Source organism: Micromonospora profundi (assembly GCF_011927785.1).
GTDB lineage: Bacteria > Actinomycetota > Actinomycetes > Mycobacteriales > Micromonosporaceae > Micromonospora > Micromonospora profundi.
Window position 1 is genome coordinate 1,423,968 of the sequence record NZ_JAATJK010000001.1, and the last position, 15,593, is coordinate 1,439,560.

General features: G+C 67.8%; 16 protein-coding genes. 10 read left to right on the forward strand and 6 right to left on the reverse strand.

Translation table 11 applies throughout. The features are described from left to right. Positions 1-57 precede the first annotated feature (57 nt). Together F4558_RS06315 and F4558_RS06320 are read right to left on the reverse strand one after the other, a co-directional pair. Positions 58-525 carry a sigma-70 family RNA polymerase sigma factor gene (locus tag F4558_RS06315; protein WP_167943466.1) on the reverse strand — a complete coding sequence of 156 codons (468 nt, stop codon included), beginning with the start codon at positions 523-525 and terminating at the stop codon, positions 58-60. Between the two features lie 226 nt (positions 526-751). After that, positions 752-1,621, reverse strand: a complete 870-nt coding sequence (locus F4558_RS06320; protein WP_167943468.1) for an SDR family NAD(P)-dependent oxidoreductase — start codon at positions 1,619-1,621, stop codon at positions 752-754. 507 nt (positions 1,622-2,128) lie between these two features. On the opposite strand from F4558_RS06320, the gene F4558_RS06325 reads away from it, so the two are divergent. From F4558_RS06325 to F4558_RS06350, 6 genes are all read left to right on the forward strand, one after another. Then, positions 2,129-4,030 carry a peroxidase family protein gene (locus F4558_RS06325; RefSeq protein WP_167943469.1) on the forward strand — a complete coding sequence of 634 codons (1,902 nt, stop codon included), beginning with the start codon at positions 2,129-2,131 and terminating at the stop codon, positions 4,028-4,030. Between the two features lie 362 nt (positions 4,031-4,392). Beyond that, the gene (locus tag F4558_RS06330) at positions 4,393-5,241 is read left to right on the forward strand and encodes a sulfurtransferase (protein WP_167943470.1); all 849 of its coding nucleotides are present in this window, start codon (positions 4,393-4,395) and stop codon (positions 5,239-5,241) included. A gap of 224 nt (positions 5,242-5,465) precedes the next feature. Continuing rightward, positions 5,466-5,795, forward strand: coding sequence for a GNAT family N-acetyltransferase (locus F4558_RS32315; RefSeq protein ID WP_376767591.1), 330 nt, complete (start codon positions 5,466-5,468; stop codon positions 5,793-5,795). 153 nt (positions 5,796-5,948) lie between these two features. After that, positions 5,949-6,809, forward strand: a complete 861-nt coding sequence (locus tag F4558_RS06340) for a hypothetical protein (protein WP_167943474.1) — start codon at positions 5,949-5,951, stop codon at positions 6,807-6,809. 174 nt (positions 6,810-6,983) lie between these two features. After that, positions 6,984-7,160 (forward strand): LysR family transcriptional regulator, encoded by a 177-nt coding sequence (locus F4558_RS06345; RefSeq protein WP_312877279.1) that lies wholly within the window; start codon positions 6,984-6,986, stop codon positions 7,158-7,160. A 68-nt stretch (positions 7,161-7,228) separates the two neighbouring features. Continuing rightward, on the forward strand, positions 7,229-8,491 hold the full coding sequence (locus F4558_RS06350; protein ID WP_167943475.1) for an IS256 family transposase: 1,263 nt from the start codon (positions 7,229-7,231) through the stop codon (positions 8,489-8,491). A 60-nt stretch (positions 8,492-8,551) separates the two neighbouring features. On the opposite strand, the gene F4558_RS06355 is transcribed toward F4558_RS06350, so the two are convergent. After that, on the reverse strand, positions 8,552-10,195 hold the full coding sequence (locus tag F4558_RS06355) for a condensation domain-containing protein (RefSeq protein ID WP_167943476.1): 1,644 nt from the start codon (positions 10,193-10,195) through the stop codon (positions 8,552-8,554). A 141-nt stretch (positions 10,196-10,336) separates the two neighbouring features. On the opposite strand from F4558_RS06355, the gene F4558_RS06360 reads away from it, so the two are divergent. The 3 genes from F4558_RS06360 (at position 10,337) to F4558_RS06370 (ending at position 12,649) form a co-directional block, all read left to right on the forward strand. Continuing rightward, positions 10,337-11,350 (forward strand): LLM class F420-dependent oxidoreductase, encoded by a 1,014-nt coding sequence (locus F4558_RS06360; RefSeq protein ID WP_245241280.1) that lies wholly within the window; start codon positions 10,337-10,339, stop codon positions 11,348-11,350. Between the two features lie 125 nt (positions 11,351-11,475). Further along, entirely contained in the window at positions 11,476-12,033 is a 558-nt protein-coding gene (locus tag F4558_RS06365; protein ID WP_167943477.1) for a dihydrofolate reductase family protein, read from the forward strand. Between the two features lie 340 nt (positions 12,034-12,373). After that, positions 12,374-12,649: a hypothetical protein gene (locus tag F4558_RS06370; RefSeq protein ID WP_167943478.1), complete on the forward strand. Its 276-nt coding sequence runs from the start codon at positions 12,374-12,376 to the stop codon at positions 12,647-12,649. Between the two features lie 148 nt (positions 12,650-12,797). Here F4558_RS06370 and F4558_RS06375 read toward each other — a convergent pair whose 3' ends face one another. The 3 genes from F4558_RS06375 to istB all read right to left on the reverse strand — a co-directional run bounded on the left by F4558_RS06375 (position 12,798) and on the right by istB (position 14,618). After that, the gene (locus tag F4558_RS06375; RefSeq protein ID WP_209273194.1) at positions 12,798-13,361 is read right to left on the reverse strand and encodes a copper resistance protein CopC; all 564 of its coding nucleotides are present in this window, start codon (positions 13,359-13,361) and stop codon (positions 12,798-12,800) included. Then, positions 13,361-13,696 carry a hypothetical protein gene (locus F4558_RS06380; protein WP_245241281.1) on the reverse strand — a complete coding sequence of 112 codons (336 nt, stop codon included), beginning with the start codon at positions 13,694-13,696 and terminating at the stop codon, positions 13,361-13,363. Before F4558_RS06380 ends, F4558_RS06375 begins: the two co-directional genes overlap by 1 nt. A gap of 151 nt (positions 13,697-13,847) precedes the next feature. Beyond that, positions 13,848-14,618 (reverse strand): IS21-like element helper ATPase IstB, encoded by a 771-nt coding sequence (gene istB / locus F4558_RS06385; protein ID WP_167943480.1) that lies wholly within the window; start codon positions 14,616-14,618, stop codon positions 13,848-13,850. Positions 14,619-15,011: 393 nt separating this feature from the next. On the opposite strand from istB, the gene F4558_RS06390 reads away from it, so the two are divergent. Then, entirely contained in the window at positions 15,012-15,521 is a 510-nt protein-coding gene (locus F4558_RS06390) for a pyridoxamine 5'-phosphate oxidase family protein (protein WP_167943481.1), read from the forward strand. Positions 15,522-15,593 lie beyond the last annotated feature (72 nt).

Consider the following 15,593-nt stretch of genomic DNA (forward strand, 5'->3'; position numbering starts at 1 on the left):
CCTATCTCTTATGTAACGCTCGGGTGGCGACGTATCGCAAGTCGCCACGTTCGGTGCTCAGGCCAATACGGCTTCCCGCAGGGACCGGAGAGCGTAGTGAATTCGCGACCGTACGGTGCCGACCGGCACGCCCAGTCGGACCGCGACATCGGGAATCGTGCGATTCTCGAAGAACACCTCGCGCAACACGTCGCGATGCGCCTCGCTCAGGTTCGCGACTGCTTCGCGAAGGGCGTGGTTCGCCAGCGCCGCCGAGGCCGTCCCGTCGCCCGTGCCGGCGAGGTCGTTCTCCAGTGATGCGACCTCTGCGGGCCGAGCCTGGCGCTTGCGTACCTCATCGATGAGCAGACGGCGAGCCACCGTGAAGAGCCACCGTCGGCTGCCGTTTTCGTCGGGCGGGAACGTGTCGAGGTTTCGCCACGCGCGAACCATCGTCTCCTGCACGACGTCTTCGGTCGTCTGACGATGCCCCCGCGTCAAGCCGTAGACGAACCGGGTCAATGGCGTGCCGTGCTCGGCCAGCATGTGCCGTATCCGGGTATCGGGATCGAGTTGAACTGCTGCCAAACAAGACATCGAAGGTGCTTCCTGTCGTTGGTGAACGGCCGACGGAATGCGGCTCGCCGAAGACGCTAGGGAGGACGCACACACCTTTTTGTGATGAATGAGTGACGTTGCATTCTGTGATGGGCCACTGGTTTTGTGTAACAACAACGTGTCGTAGGCATCGTGGAAGGGGCCACCCGCAGGCTCATCCAGTGAGGGTGTCCGACTTGCTGGTCCGGCTGAAGGTGGAGGTGACCGCCCGCATCAGCGAGATGTGACCGACCGGCATCAGACGGGCGAGGGCATCGGGCATTTTCGCGCCGCCGGCGATGAGCAGGCGGGCCTTGCGTCTGGCGACGGCGTCGAGGATTTGCCACGCGGCCTTTTCCGGGGGATAGGTGAGCAGCGCGGCTGCGCGCCGGCCGTGTGCCTCGATCTCTGCCGTCGGTACGCCGCTGCCGATGCGCGCGTTGCGGGCGATGCGGGTCCGGATGCCGCCCGGGTGCACGGTGGTGACGCCGACGCCGTTGTCCGTGAGTTCGCTGTGCAGCACCTGGCTGAGCCCGCGAAGGGCGAACTTGCTGGCGCTGTACGCGCTCTGCCCGGCCGGGGCGATCAGTCCGAACAGGCTGGAGACGTTGACCAGGTGACTGCCGGGTGTGGCGGTGAGCGCGGGCAGGAGTTGGTGGGTGAGCAGCATCGGCGCCCGGAAGTTGACGTTCATCACCCTGTCGAATTCCTCGACTGTCACCTGGTCGAACCGGCCGCTGAGGGCGATGCCGGCGTTGTTGATCAACAGCCCTACGGACGGGTACTGGGCGAGGACCGTGACGGCGACGCGGTCGACCTCGGCGTGGTCGGAGAGGTCGGCGACGATCGCTTCGACGTTGCGCTCGGGGTGGTCCGCGCGGATCCGCCGGGTGACGGCCGCCAGCCGGCTCTCGTCGATGTCCACCAGCACGAGGTCGCTGCCGCGGGTGGCCAGAAGATAGGCGAGTTGCTCACCGATGCCACTCGCGGCGCCGGTGAGCACGGCGGTGCGGCCGTCGAATCGGTACCGGGCAAGCCTGGTCATGAGGTGTTCTCCTTGTTGTCCGGCGCGAGGGCCGGCCTGGCTGCCGACCTGATCGGACGCGACGTCGGCTCCATCAGCAGGGCCGTCCAGCGTCTGCCGCCTTGGGCTCCGGCTGCCGGATCGTTGCTGATCATCGTGGATCTCCGCACGGTGGGGGGCATCGATACAGACGTGCCGAGCGGGCCGAGATTCATGTCACCGGGCGAGGTTGGGCCACTTCAGGATGGCCCGGCTGACCCTCGGTTCGAGCGTGCCGAGAACGTCGGAGACGTCGCCAGGGGCCGGGCGGGGCTGAATTACTCGTCATGGTCGGCGTGGGCCGCGAGGAGGTTCGCCACGGCTCCGGTCACTGGGCCCCACCCACTGCGAGTAGAGATGGACTTGTGAACCCGTGACTGAGCGGGCCGCGAGACCTGCTCCGCAGGTTGACCATCAAGCTGTTGAAGGGGCTGCGGAGTTGTGCGTCGTAGTGGGCAACGTACTTCGATGGAAGGGGATCTCGTGTCCATGACGAGACGACGATGGACGGCCGCGGTGAGCGTGGCGGCATTGCTGTGTTCGGTGCCTGGCTCGCCGGCCGCGGCGGACGACAACGCCGGCCGCCGGAGCCCGCTTGACGGGGTAGAACTGCAGACCCTGGACGGCAGCGGCAACAACCGGGCGCACACCGGCTGGGGACGGGTGGGGACCGAGTATCCGCGGGTGGCGCCGGCTCGCTACGTCGACGGTGTGGGGGAGCCGGTCGGCGGGCCGTCACCCCGGTACGTGAGCAACCGCATCTTCAACGACACCGGGCAGCAGTTGTACTCCGAGCGCGGCGTGAGTCAGTGGGCCCAGGTCTGGGGGCAGTACGTCCTGCACACCGTCGGCCTGCGGGAGGACAGCGACGAAGCCCTGAACATTCCGTTGGACGTCACGGATCCGCTGGAGACCGCCGAGACCAACATCCCGTTCGTCCCGGCCGGCCGCAGTAAGGTCGTTCCCGGCACGGGCGTCACCGGTCCGCGGGAGGCGGTGAACTTCAACAGTTCATACCTCGACGCCTTTGCGGTCTACGGCGGCACCGCGGAGCGGCTGGAGTGGATGCGGGAGGGCCCGGTCGACGGTGACCTGGGCAACAACGGCGCCCGGCTGCTGATGCCGGGCAACCTGCTGCCCAGACGGGACGCGCGGGGCGATGCCGGCGCAGCGCCCATTGTGGACTCGCCTGGCGCCCTCCTCCTCGAGAAGGGTGTGGTGGCCGGCGACATCCGGGCCGGCGAGAACGTCGGGCTCACCGCGGTGCAGACCCTGTTCGCCCGGGAGCACAACCGGATCGTCGCCGAGCTGCCGTCCACGCTGAGCGAGGAGGAGAAGTTCCAGATCGCCCGCCGCGTGGTGATCGCGACCGAGCAGTACATCACGTACCAGGATTTCCTTCCGGCGATGGGCGTGCGGCCGGCCGAGTACCGCGGCTACCGGCCACAGGTCAACGCAGGGCTCGGCAACGAGTTCGCCACGGTGGGATTCCGGGCACACAGCATGGTCCGTGGCGACTTCGCGGTTCGGGTCGCCGAGAAGCGCTACTCGGCGGCGCAACTCGACGCCTTCCGCGCACGCGGCCTGGTCGTCACCGCCGACCACGGCACGGTGACGGTGACCGTGCCGCCGCAGGCCGCCGCGTTCAATCCCGAGTTCGTCGGTGAGCTCGGCCTCGGCCCGCTGTTGCAGGGCCTGGGAGAGCGGCCGCAGGGCAAGAACGACGAGCAGATCGGCGACATCACCCGCAACATCCGGGTACACAACCCGGTCGGGTGCGAATTGCCGTCGGCGGGCTGCCAGATCTTGATCTTCGACATCTCCGCGATCGACATCGCCCGGGGACGGGATCACGGCATGCCGTCCTACAACGAGCTGCGCCGAGCGTACGGACTGGCGCCGAAGCCGACGTTCCGGTCGATCACCGGCGAGGCGAGTGAGACGTTCCCCGCGGACCCGGAGTTGAGTCCCGGCGATGAGATCAACGATCCGGACAGTCTCGACTTCCTTCGTGTCCTCGACCGCGAGGGCAACGCGGTGCCGCCCGGCAGCGAGCGTGCGGTGGCCGGGGTACGGCGTACAACCCTTGCCGCCCGGCTCGCCGCCATCTACGACACGACGGCCGACCTGGACGCCGTCACCGGCATGGTCTCGGAACCGCACGTGCCCGGCACCGAGCTGGGTGAGCTGCAGCTGGCGATCTGGAAGCGGCAGTTCGAGGCGACACGTGACGGCGACCGGTTCTTCTACCTGAACGACCCCACGCTCACCAAGATCCGGCGGGCGTACGGGATCGATTATCGCAGGACGCTGGCCGATCTCATCGTGCTCAACACCGACGTGCAGCGTGCCGAGCTTCCCCGCAACGTCTTCCTGACCAGCCGTCACTGAAAGGCCCCTTCCGGCTGCTTCCCGGCGCCGCCCGAGGCGCCGGGAAGCGGACCGGCGTCCGACGGATGTCGACCCCGAACACGCCCCTTTCCGGGGGCCACCAGCGCCTGCGCCGGAGCCCGGTCGGCACCAGTCCGAAAGCGGCCGTGGTATCGCCGCACGCGGCGGGTGGCCGGGCAATCTTTCGATGGCTGTACCGGCTCGGATGGCCAGAATGAGGAGCGAAGCCGGGACGAGACGTCGACACGATCGCATTGGGTCCGCACCGCTGGACCGGATGATCGGTCGTGCCGTGCGGCGCCGGTGAAGCTTGGCTTCATCCTTACGTCTTCTCACGGTAGGGACCGCTGAGGAGGAATTTGATGAGCCGCGACACCGTACTCGTCTCTGCCGAATGGGCCGAGAAGAATCTCGATACTCCCGGGGTCGTCTTCATCGAGGTCGATGAGGACACGACCGCCTACGACGGTGGCCATATTCCGGGCGCGATCAAGATCGATTGGAAGTCTGACCTGCAGGATCCGGTCCGGCGTGACTTCGTCGACCAGGAGCAGTTCGCCCAGCTCCTGTCGGAGAAGGGGATCGCCAACGACGACACCGTGATCCTGTACGGCGGTAACAACAACTGGTTCGCGGCGTACGCGTACTGGTACTTCAAGCTCTACGGCCACCGCGACGTGAGGCTGATCGACGGTGGCCGCAAGAAGTGGGAACTCGACGCCCACCCGTATTCCACGGACGTCGCGGGCCGGCCGGCGACGCGGTACCAGGCATCGGTGCCGGATCTGTCGATCCGCGCGTTCCGCGACGAGGTCGTGCAGTCCATCGGGGTGAAGAATCTGGTCGACGTACGCAGCCCGGACGAGTTCGCCGGGCGGCTGCTCGCGCCGGCGCATTTGCCGCAGGAGCAGTCGCAGCGCGGTGGGCACATCCCGACCGCGATCAGTGTGCCGTGGAGCAAGGCGGCCAACGAGGACGGCACGTTCAAGTCCGACGATGAGCTCGCCGAGATCTACGGCGCCGCCGGCCTGGACGGTAGCAGGGCCACCATCGCGTACTGCCGGATCGGTGAGCGTTCCTCGCACACGTGGTTCGTGCTCAAGGAACTCCTTGGCCACGCCAATGTGAAGAACTATGACGGTTCGTGGACCGAGTACGGTTCGCTCATCGGCGTACCGATCGCCATCGGTGACGAGCCCGGGAAGGCGTGACGCCGGACACGTCGACCTCCATTTTCGGTGGTCAGACTGAGCTCGGGCCGTTGCCATCCTTCTGTATCGATAGGGCTGACAATCTGAAGACACGGCCGTGGCGGCACGGTGACCTGGACCTTTTGCAGGCGTCCGAGTCGATCTTCTCGCCCGAGACGTACCCTCGGCGCTTCCTTGCTGGTGATCGTCGCTTGCGGCCGCTCCATCTCAGGGTGTCGGGGCAGATGTCCGCGCGCGGGCGCCGTTGGATGGGGCAGGTGGCGGTCGATGGAGATCGGCTGGTCGCGCTCGCGGAGTGCGGCTGGGATCCAGCAAACCCGCAGTCACCGGCTTTGGCCGTCATGGTTGCCGACGCGTGGCAGCAACGTGGCCTCGGACGCAGGGTGCTTCGCGAGCTTGTGCGTCGGTGCCTGAGTGCAGGACTGGTTGTTTTCAACCTCGACTACGTGGCTTCGAACGCCACGCTGGGGACCCTCGTGGGGTCGTTGACCTCCAACACTCGGCACCGCGGCGGCTGTGACCTCGTTCATAGACGTCTCGTGGCGCCTGACTGAAGACACCGGTCGTGGTGACGTTGTAGAGATCGGGTGGCGGCCATCCCCACAGGCCGCCACCCGCCCTGCTGCCGACAGCCGGGTTGAATCATCCAACTCGAAGTCCGTTGGTGTCCATTAGCGGCCTTCTCCACAACGTCGAACGGAGATCTCGTGTCCCAACGTGGCGAAGAGCACCGGCTTTCCGGTCTCGACGGCTTCGCGTTTCCGGTCTCCTGCACCGCAGGCGGTGAGACGCGTGCTCGTGCGGTAGCGCAGCGGATGGAACGCGCTGTGGCGTGGCTCGACGGACAAGTGGGCACGCCGTCGGTTCCGGCGCTGTTCGTGGTGGGCCCCGAGGAGTGGGATGGGATCGCCCTCGGTCTGCCGTACGGCATGCCGCACGTCGAGGACGGGCGCATCGTGGTCGGGCAGCGTCCGGGGCCTTTCTGGCAGACCCTTCTCGACGCTGCCGCTCCCGGTCTGCCTGCCGAGTCGCGGCAACGGCTTGCCGCGGTCTACGGCGAGCCACCGGATCTCGGCACCTTCGCGGATTTACTGGTAGTGCACGAACTGGGCCACGTGACCCACGGCGAGGGCTGGCCAGGCCATTCGGTCGGCTTCTGGCTGCGCGAGCTTGCGGCGAATCTGTGTCTGCACGGGTACGTCGCGGAGGTCGAGCCGGAATCGATGCCCGTGCTGGAAACCGTCTACGACGTGATCTGGGAGACGGGGCCCGGTCCCTGGCCGGTGCGTGATCTCCACTGTATGGCGGATTCGCTGGCAGGCGACGGCACAAACTATGTCTGGTTCCAATTCGGACTGCAGATCCTCGCGCGCCGGCTGTGGGAGTCGGCCGACACGACCGCTCTGCGGGGCGTCGTCGCTCTCCTGCGGGGCCCTGCCCAGCCGTTCGGCAACGTCATCGACGTACTCGCGACATTCGACCGGCATGCCGCTCGCGCGGTCCTCGACTGGCCGCACCTCGGTAACGCCGTCACCCGCGACGAGGTGCGGAACGCGTCCAGCGCGTAGGGCCCCCACGAGGTCGTCTGGCTTCTGAGGTGACCGTTGAACGGCCAGGGGGATCGTACGTTCTCCCAGGTAGAGGAGTGGGCGCTGTGCTACAATGCGAGCATCCGGATGTGAAATCCGAGGCCGACGTTCTCCTCATATCGGCTACTCCAGGAACTGGACGGAATCCTGACCGTGTTTGACTCTCGCCATATTAGGACGTTTCAAGAAGTGGTGCGTACTCAGTCATATACGACGGCAGCACGGACCTTGGGCTATACCCAGCCCGCGATCACCCAACAGATGAAGGCGCTCGAGCGCGCGGCCGGTACTCCGTTGTTCACCCGGGCCGGGCGGGGGGGGACTGCGTAGATTTCCGTGTTTGACCTGGGTGTGGTCCGTTGGACAGGACGTTGATCCTGTCCGGAAAGGACCACGTCATGGCAGACAAGAAGAACGCTGCTCGGCTTCCTGAACCGACCGCGGTGGAGGTGGAGTTCGCGCAGCAACTGGTCGAGCGGGCGAAGGCCGACGGCGTGTCGTTGGTCGGGCCGGGTGGGCTCCTCGCGGGGATCACCCGCACGGTTCTCGAGTCAGCGCTCGATGCGGAGCTGGACGCGCACCTCGACGAGGCCGGTGTCGACGAGGCCACCGGCCGGCGGGCCAACGTCCGTAACGGTCGCGGGGCGAAGACGGTGCAGACCGAGGTCGGGCCGGTGCGGATCCAGGTCCCGCGGGACCGGGCAGGGTCGTTCACGCCGCGGATCGTGCCGAAGCACGCCCGCCGCCTGGACGGGTTCAACGAGGCGATCCTGTCGCTGTACGCGAAAGGATTGACGACCGGTGAGATCTCCGCGCATCTGGCGGACGTGTACGACGCCGAGGTGTCCCGGGAGCTGATCAGCCGGGTCACCGACAGCGTCGTGGACGAGATGGAAGCCTGGCGGCAGCGGCCCCTCGACAGGATCTATCCGGTGGTGTTCATCGACGCGCTGGTGATGAAGATCCGCCAAGGGCAGGTCGCGAACCGGCCTGTCTACGTCGTTGTCGGCATCAGCCTCGACGGGGAACGCGACGTGCTTGGTATGTGGGCCGGCACCGGCGGGGAAGGCGCCAAGCAGTGGGCCGGCTACCTCACCGAACTGCGTAACCGGGGCGTCGAGGACGTGTTCATGGTCTGCTCCGACGGCTTGAAAGGCATGACCGACGCTATCGAGCAGGTCTGGCCGCAGGCGGTGCACCAGCAGTGCGTCGTGCACCTCGTCCGGGCGTCGCTGCGGTACACCAACCGCAAGGACTGGCAGAAGATCACCCCCGCCCTGCGGGAGATCTACACCGCCCCCACCGTCGCCGCGGCGGAGGCACGCTTCGAGGCGTTCGCCGCCGAGTTCGGTGACCAGTACCCGGCCGTGATCCGGCTGTGGCGCACCTCCTGGCCGCAGTTCGTGCCGTTCCTCGACTACGACCACGAAGTCCGCAAGGTCCTCTACACGACCAACATCATCGAGAGTTTGAACGCCCGGTTCCGGCAAGCGGCCCGTCGGCGCGGGCACTTCCCGACCGAGCAGGCCGCGATGAAGGTCCTCTACCTCGTCGTCCAGCAGAAACGCCGGGGTGGCGGGAGTATCACCGGCCGGGTCTACGGTTGGGCCAAGGCCCTCAACGCCCTGATCCTCGCCTACGGCGACCGGATCACCATCTAAGAATCTCGATCACACCACAGGCCCAAACACGGAAATCGACACACTCCCGTCGTTCCCGTTTCACGTGGTCTGTTGTTCGAGTCCTTCGGGGCCGTTGTCGATGATGTTCACGAAGTGTTCTTCGATGTCGTCGGCGAGGGTGGCGTCGTGCATGTCGGTGCGCACTTGCAGGCCGATGTCCTGGCCTTCAGGGGTGGGCGAGATGATCAGCATGACGGGGAAGGAGCATTTGGTGGCGAGTGCGGCGCCTTCGGCGATGAGTGTTCCGGTGATGTCGCCGAGCTTGAGCTCGGGTGTGGCGTTGTAGTTGAGTGACACCACCCGGTCGAGCTGGATCAATTTCTCGGGCCCGCTGAGCGCGGCTCCCAGCTCTTCGGGGACGATGAGCACGTCGCGGGCAGCCATGGCCTGCCGGTATGCTTCGCGGGTTCGCTCCAGCAGGTGGGGACCTGAGTGGGATGGGCCGTTGGGGCGGAGCAGGATGGTGCCGACCCGGTTGGTGATGGTTCGGTCGATCACGTCGCCGGAGTTGTTCGCGATGGGGACCATCACCGCGAAGTCCGGTGCTGCGCCGGCCCGGATGAGGGACTCCTGGTAGACCGCCGCGATACCAACCGATGGTGGCATGCCGTGGACCCGGGCGTACTCGTCCCAGGGTTGCAGTTGCTTCTGTGACACGAGGAAGCTGCGCATGACGGCCGGGCCGGGAAGCGAGTACCGGGAATTGTCGGGCATCGGAGGGATCTGTGCTGACCCGTCGCTGCGGGCGGGAAGCCGGCAGGCCGGTAGGTCACGCAGTTCGTCGTGCCAGTATTGGCGTTGTTTCTCGATGTCGGCCGATGCGAGCTGGTGCCGGAAGTCGCACGCCATCTCGGCCAGTGATGCGGTGCGGCCCGGCCACTGCGGTGGATTGCCGGCCAGCCGCGCCGCGTAGGCCGCGGACAGCTCCGCGGTCAGGATGCCCCACGAGCGGCCGTCGAACCCGGAGTGGTCCAGGGCCACCCCGAACAGGGTGCGCCGCCCGCTACGGGCGAGCGCACACCGCCACACCTTGCCCTGCTCGATCGGCAGCGGCATCCGCAGGGTCTGCCGGAGCGCCTCGATCGCCGCCTCGTCACCGGCCTGCTCGCTCAGGTGATGAAACTCCGCCTGTCCGGGATCGGCCGGCACCTCCGCCAGCCCGAGCTCCGGCCCGTCGAGATACCGGGCGTGCAGCGCCTGATGACGGCGGTGCGCATCGGTGGCGGCGCGCTCCAGCGCCACCGCGTCGATCGGGCCGTCGAACCACCAGGAGAACTCGGCCACAATCTTCTGCGGAACCGTTTCGGCCTGCACCGGAGTGATCGCCACCAGCTGGTCACCCTCGGCGGCCGACGACCTGCCGGGAAGGGGCCGGTCGCCGGCTGACCCGCCGCGGGCGGTGTCGATCCACGCGGCGAGCTGCGCCACAGTGGGGGTCCGGAAGATCTGGGTGAACCTGACCCGCACCCCGGTGAGCTGCTCCAGCCGGGCACAGGCCACCGTCACCCACACCGAGTTGAGCCCGAGATCGAAGACCGACGTCGTACGCGGCAGCCCGGCGACCTCGAGCAGCTCGGCGAAGACCCGCTCGACCATGACCTCCGTGTCACCGCGCGGGCGGTCCTGGGGGGAAACATCGGACACGTCGGTGCCGACGGTCTCCGAAGCCTCTTGCTGCCTCATGTCCACTCCTCGGGAATGACGGGAAAGGGGCTGGCGAACCGCACCGGCCAGAGCCCGAGGATCACCCCACCCCGCCGGCCACGCACCTCCCGAGTTGCTACCCCGGCGTCGGAGCTGGGGTGCCCGGCACGATGGGAGAAGATGACGTACCTGGTGGCCAATAGCCTCCGAGACATGCGATTTGGTCTTTCCGTACCCCAGGGCAGCGGGTTCGAGCTCGTCGGCATCCCGGCGGCCGAGCAGTGGGATGCGATACGTGATCTCGCCCAGGCCGCCGACGCCGGGCCGTTCGATTCGATCTGGGTGGACGACCACTTCGTCACCTATCCGCCGTCGGCCGAATCAGTGTTCGAAGTGTGGTCGATGATGGCGGCATTCGCCGTCTGCACGTCGCGGGTGCGGCTGGGGCAGCTCTGCACATGCGTGGGTTACCGCAATCCGGCCTACCTGGCCAAGATGGCCGCCGGCATCGACGTCATGTCCGGCGGCCGGCTGCAGGTGGGCGTCGGCGCCGGTTGGTTCGAGCACGAATGGCGTGCTTTCGGCTACGGCTTTCCCAGTACCGCCGATCGGCTCGGCATGCTCGACGAGGGGGTGCAGATCATGCGGCAGATGTGGACGACCGGCACCGCCACCCTCATGGGAAAGCACTACCAGGTCGACGGTGCGTCCTGCCGGCCGCTGCCCGCGCAGGAGGGCGGGATCCCGTTGTGGGTCGGAGGCGGCGGTGAGAAGAAGACGCTGCGGATCGCGGCCAAGTACGCGCAGTACTCGCACTTCGGCGTGTTGCTTGACGAGTTCGCACACAAGTCCAAGGTCCTGGCCGAGCACTGCAAGGATGTGGGCACCGACTTCGACGCGATTGTCCGGTCGATCACCCTCAACGTGGCCATCGGTGAGACCGAAAAGGATGTCGCCGACAAGGTGGCCTGGACCCGGGCCCACTACGAGCCGCTGCTGCGGGCCGAGGAGCTCGAGCTCCTCATGCGTTACTCCGCGCCCAACCTGGTCGGCACGCCCGAACAGATCGTCGAGCGGCTGGCGAAGGCCGGAAAGTCCGGCCTCGGGTATCTGATCGTCCGATTCGTCGACGCGGCCTTCGACCGGACCAGCATCGACCTGTTCGCCAACAAGGTGATTCCGGAACTGGCCTGACGGCTCTTAACCGAGAACGCCGTGTCACCCCATCGTGTGATGTTCGATCCGGTTCCTCGGCCGGCTGTAGCTGAGGGGTTACGGATGGTGGTCTTGACGTCGTGGTGACGCTAGACTCCACGGCCATGGGATTGCTCACCTTCAGCATCAACGTCACTGTGGATGGTTGCATCGACCATGAGAAGGGGATCGCCGACGACGAGACGCACGCCTTCTTCACCCGTCTCTTGGAGGAGAGCGGGGCGATGCTGTGGGGCCGCGTCACCTACGAGATGATGGAGAGCCACTGGCCGGCCGTCGCCCGCGGGGACGTGGAGGCGCCGCAGGCCCAGCGTGATTGGGCGGCCAAGCTGGACGCTCAACCGAAGTACGTGGTGTCGTCGACGCGCACGGAATTCCCCTGGTCCAACAGCTACCACATCGCTGGCGATCTGCGCGAGGGCGTGGAGAAGCTCAAGGACGCGACCCCGGAGGGGGTCCTGCTCGGAAGCGGCAAGCTCGCGACCGAGCTCGACCGGCTGGACCTGATCGACGAGTACAAGCTGCTTGTTCATCCCATGATCGCCGGCGACGGCCCGACGCTGTATCAGGGCGGGCTGCCGGCCACTCGCCGGCTCGAGCTGCTCTCGGCCGAGCCGATGAGCAACGGCGTGATGTCCATGCACTACCGCCGCGCACGCTGAATCATCGAGGTCCACTCTCCGAGCAGCACATCGGTGCCGCTTCTCTCCGCAGGGGAGGAGCGGCTTGATGTGTGCCGGGAGAGGCGTAACCCGGCACCGCACGGGAAGAGACCGGTGCACTACCGCCCGGAGACCGTGGCGCCGCTGAATGAGCTGGCCGAGGTGCTGCTGCGCGCGCCCACTCGCTGCCGCCGGTGAGCGGGAGCTGATCGCCCTCGGCGTTCGCCGCCGTCCAGCGTCGCCGGCCTGATCACCGCCCAGGTGCTCAGCGACCTCTACGACACCGTGACGGTCGTCGACCGGGATACCCCGCCGGACGCCGTGCTGCCCCCGCCGCGGCGTGCCGCAGTCCCGGGAGCTGCATGTCCTGCTGGCCCGCGGGCGCCTGGCGCTCGACGAGATCTTCCCCGGGTTCTCGGACGACCTCACCCGCGCCGGCGCCCCGTTGGTCGACCTCAACGCGGAGGTTCACCGGTTCGGCTATCGGATGCGCGGGGTGCTCGGTGAGCAGCCGCCCGGCGACGACGAGGGCTATGCCCGGTTCGCCGAGTCGCTCGGCGTGCCGGAGCTGACCGAGATGATCCGGCGCAGGGAAACGCTTTTCTCCGCGTGCTGAACCTGGTCGACGAGCCGGCCCGGTTGCCGCGTCCGGCCGTGGCACCGGGCCGTGCTCCGGGCTGGCGGCCGATCGGCGCGCGGCCCGGTGCCCGGCGACGCGGGCCGGGCATGACGTGGCCCTACCCGGGGCCCGGGGCTGACGGCGGTCACACCGCGCGGCGTCGGCGGACCTCGAGGACCGCGATGCCCGCCAGGACGATCACGTTCGCCCCGAGCGCCAGCGCGGTGAGCGGGTCGAGGCCGTCGGCGACGTGCTGGTGACCGCCCGCCGCAGGCGCCCCGGACCGATCGCGGGCCTCCGCCTCGTCCCACCCGGCCGGCTGCGCCGCCGTTCCGACACCGAACGCGGTGCTGCCGGAGACCTGGGTGAGATTCTCCAGCTCGAGGTGGTACGCGACGCGGTAGCTGCCGGTCGGCAACCTGCCTATCGGCTGCGACACCTCGGCCCCCGAGACTCGCGGCGCGCCCACGGACATGATCTGGCCGGCGGCGTTAACCACGGTGATGTGGACCTCGCCGGGCCGGACCGGGGCGGGGGCGCTCAGCCTCACCGCAGCCGGCCCGGCCGATAGCGACGCGCCGTCGGCCGGCCAGGTGGCGACGTCGATGCGGGCGGGGGCACGGAACAGGGGAGCGGCCAGCACGCCGACGGCCACCGTCAGGATGACGATGGCCATCGTGCGCCGGATCACGACGGCAGGGGCCGCCATCAGGCGGTCGCCGGAATTCGCTGCTCAGACCCGCCGCAGTTGCACGCCGCCGCCATCCGCTCCTCGGCGGTGGGGCGCAGGTGCAGGTACATCGCGACGACCATCGGCAGGAAGACCACCGCGTTGTAGAACAGGTGCAGTTCGACACGGGCGAAGACCAGCTGCGCGATGCTCGTCGGCACCGGCCTGCCGAGCAGATATTGACCGGTGAGCGCCTGGATCAGGAGCAGTAGGTGCTCGATGTGGTGCCAGAACTGGATGATCAGCGCTGCGGTCCACCAGGTGCGGGCGCGGCCGGTGAAGCCGGGCCGGAGCAGGGCGAACCCGGCCAGCATCACTATGGCGTATCCGTAGTGGAGCCATTCGGAGCTGATGAGCCACGGGAACGGAATGCCGAGGAGGCCCCTGGCCTCCGGTCGGCTCCAGCTCAGGCCTGTCGGCGTACGGGTGTGCGTCCCCAGGTAGGTACGGATGAACGTGGCCAGGTCAGGCGACGTTGGCGTGGCCGTCGATGGCGGTGAGGCGGTTCTTGAGTCGGTAGCTGGGTCCGTTGATCGCGACGACGTCGCAGTGGTGCAGGAGCCGGTCGAGGATGGCGGTGGCGAGGACTTCGTCGCCGAAGACCTGGCCCCATTCGCCGAAGCTCTTGTTCGAGGTGAGGAGGGTGGAGCCTTTCTCGTAGCGCTTGGAGATGACCTGGAAGACGAGGTTGGCCTGGGCGCGTTCGAGGGGCTGGTAGCCGACCTCATCGATCACGAGGATGTTCGGTCGTAGGTAGGTGTGCAGTTTCCGGGCGAGGCGTCCGATGTCGTCGGCGGCGGTGAGGTGGCGGACCATGTCGTCGAGGCTGGTGAAGTAGACGGTGAACCCGGCTCGGCAGGCGGCGACGGCGAGGGCCACGGCGATGTGGGTTTTCCCGACGCCGGGCGGTCCGAGCAGGGCGACGTTGGCTTTGGCCTGCACGAACGCAGGGGTGGCCAGGTCCCGGATCTTGCGGGGGTCCAGCTCGGGTTGGAAAGCGAAGTCGTATTCGTCGAGGGTCTTGTGGTGGGGCAGCTTCGACAGGCGCAACGCTGAGCGAAAGCGACGTTCGTCGCGGACGGCCTGTTCTTCTTCGAGGACCAGGTCGAGGAAGTCCAGGTAGCCCATGGCTTCGGTGTCCGCGCGGGCGGTCAGGTCCGCCAAGGTGCGGGCCAGGTGCGGCAGTCCGAGGCGGGTGGCGGTGGCGCGGATGCGGTCGGCGACGAGGTCACTCACGAGGTCGTGCCCTTCGGGTAGCGGCGTGCGGTGGTGAACGGGCTGGTGCCGGCGATCTGGTCATAGACCGACAGCGGCGGGCGGTCGACGACGACTTGAGCCGCGGCGGCCCGGTTCAGCAGCGCCTGCAGCGGACCGGCGCCGGGGGCGAGCCGCGTGCGTGCCTGCGGGGTGTCGCCGGTGGTGGTCGCGCGGGTGCTCGTGGGCGGCGGGCATGTGCTGCCGGCCCCAGGTGCCGAGCGCCGCCATCACCGGCACCAGGTCCACGCTGGCGCTGATCAGGCTGTACCGGATCTTCTCTTGTTCGGCATTCATCAGGTTTGGGGCACTTCGCGGTGGGCCGTGTTAACGTCCTCGGACCGCTTTTAGTCCGCAATCAGTGTGGGGGAGACAGTGAGGCCGATCAGCGAGCGGGTCGCCCGGCGCTACAGCGACGAGAAGGCCGACCCGGTCGCCTGGGACGACGCCGAGGCGAGGCTGGCGGCGGCGGAGGTCGCCTGGGTGGTGACCGTGCGGCCCGACGGCCGTCCCCACGCGACGCCGGTGGTTCCGGCTACCGTGGACGGAAAGATCTACTTCCACACCGGCACCGAGGAGGTGAAATTCGCCAACCTCCAGGCCAGTCCCCACGTGCTCGTGCTGGCCGGTGACACTGCCTGGGACGACGGCCTCGACGTCGCCGTCGAGGGCACCGCCGCCATGGTGGGCGACGACGCCCTGCTCCGCCGGCTCGCCGCCGTCCTCCGCGACCGCTGGGACGGCCGCTGGCGCCTCGAGATCGTGGACGGCGAGGTGATCTCCGGGGTCCCCGGCACCGACCTGAGGTTCTTCGAGGTGACGCCGGTCAAGGCCCACGGGCACGCCAAGGGCGACCCGTACGGTCACACTACGTACCGCTTCTGATCGACAAGCCGACGCCCGACGAACCGCTTGGCGACGAATCCAGGATCGCTCCCGGAGGAGACGACATTCTTC

What these genes read in the sequence shown, in the direction of transcription:
- F4558_RS06315 (WP_167943466.1), bottom strand. Translation starts at nt 525, where the DNA reads ATGCTGGCCGAGCACGGCACGCCATTGACCCGGTTCGTCTACGGCTTG.
- F4558_RS06320 (WP_167943468.1), bottom strand. Translation starts at nt 1,621, where the DNA reads ATGACCAGGCTTGCCCGGTACCGATTCGACGGCCGCACCGCCGTGCTC.
- F4558_RS06325 (WP_167943469.1), top strand. Translation starts at nt 2,129, where the DNA reads ATGACGAGACGACGATGGACGGCCGCGGTGAGCGTGGCGGCATTGCTG.
- F4558_RS06330 (WP_167943470.1), top strand. Translation starts at nt 4,393, where the DNA reads ATGAGCCGCGACACCGTACTCGTCTCTGCCGAATGGGCCGAGAAGAAT.
- F4558_RS32315 (WP_376767591.1), top strand. Translation starts at nt 5,466, where the DNA reads ATGTCCGCGCGCGGGCGCCGTTGGATGGGGCAGGTGGCGGTCGATGGA.
- F4558_RS06350 (WP_167943475.1), top strand. Translation starts at nt 7,229, where the DNA reads ATGGCAGACAAGAAGAACGCTGCTCGGCTTCCTGAACCGACCGCGGTG.
- F4558_RS06355 (WP_167943476.1), bottom strand. Translation starts at nt 10,195, where the DNA reads ATGAGGCAGCAAGAGGCTTCGGAGACCGTCGGCACCGACGTGTCCGAT.
- F4558_RS06360 (WP_245241280.1), top strand. Translation starts at nt 10,337, where the DNA reads ATGACGTACCTGGTGGCCAATAGCCTCCGAGACATGCGATTTGGTCTT.
- F4558_RS06365 (WP_167943477.1), top strand. Translation starts at nt 11,476, where the DNA reads ATGGGATTGCTCACCTTCAGCATCAACGTCACTGTGGATGGTTGCATC.
- F4558_RS06375 (WP_209273194.1), bottom strand. Translation starts at nt 13,361, where the DNA reads ATGGCGGCCCCTGCCGTCGTGATCCGGCGCACGATGGCCATCGTCATC.
- F4558_RS06380 (WP_245241281.1), bottom strand. Translation starts at nt 13,696, where the DNA reads ATGCTGGCCGGGTTCGCCCTGCTCCGGCCCGGCTTCACCGGCCGCGCC.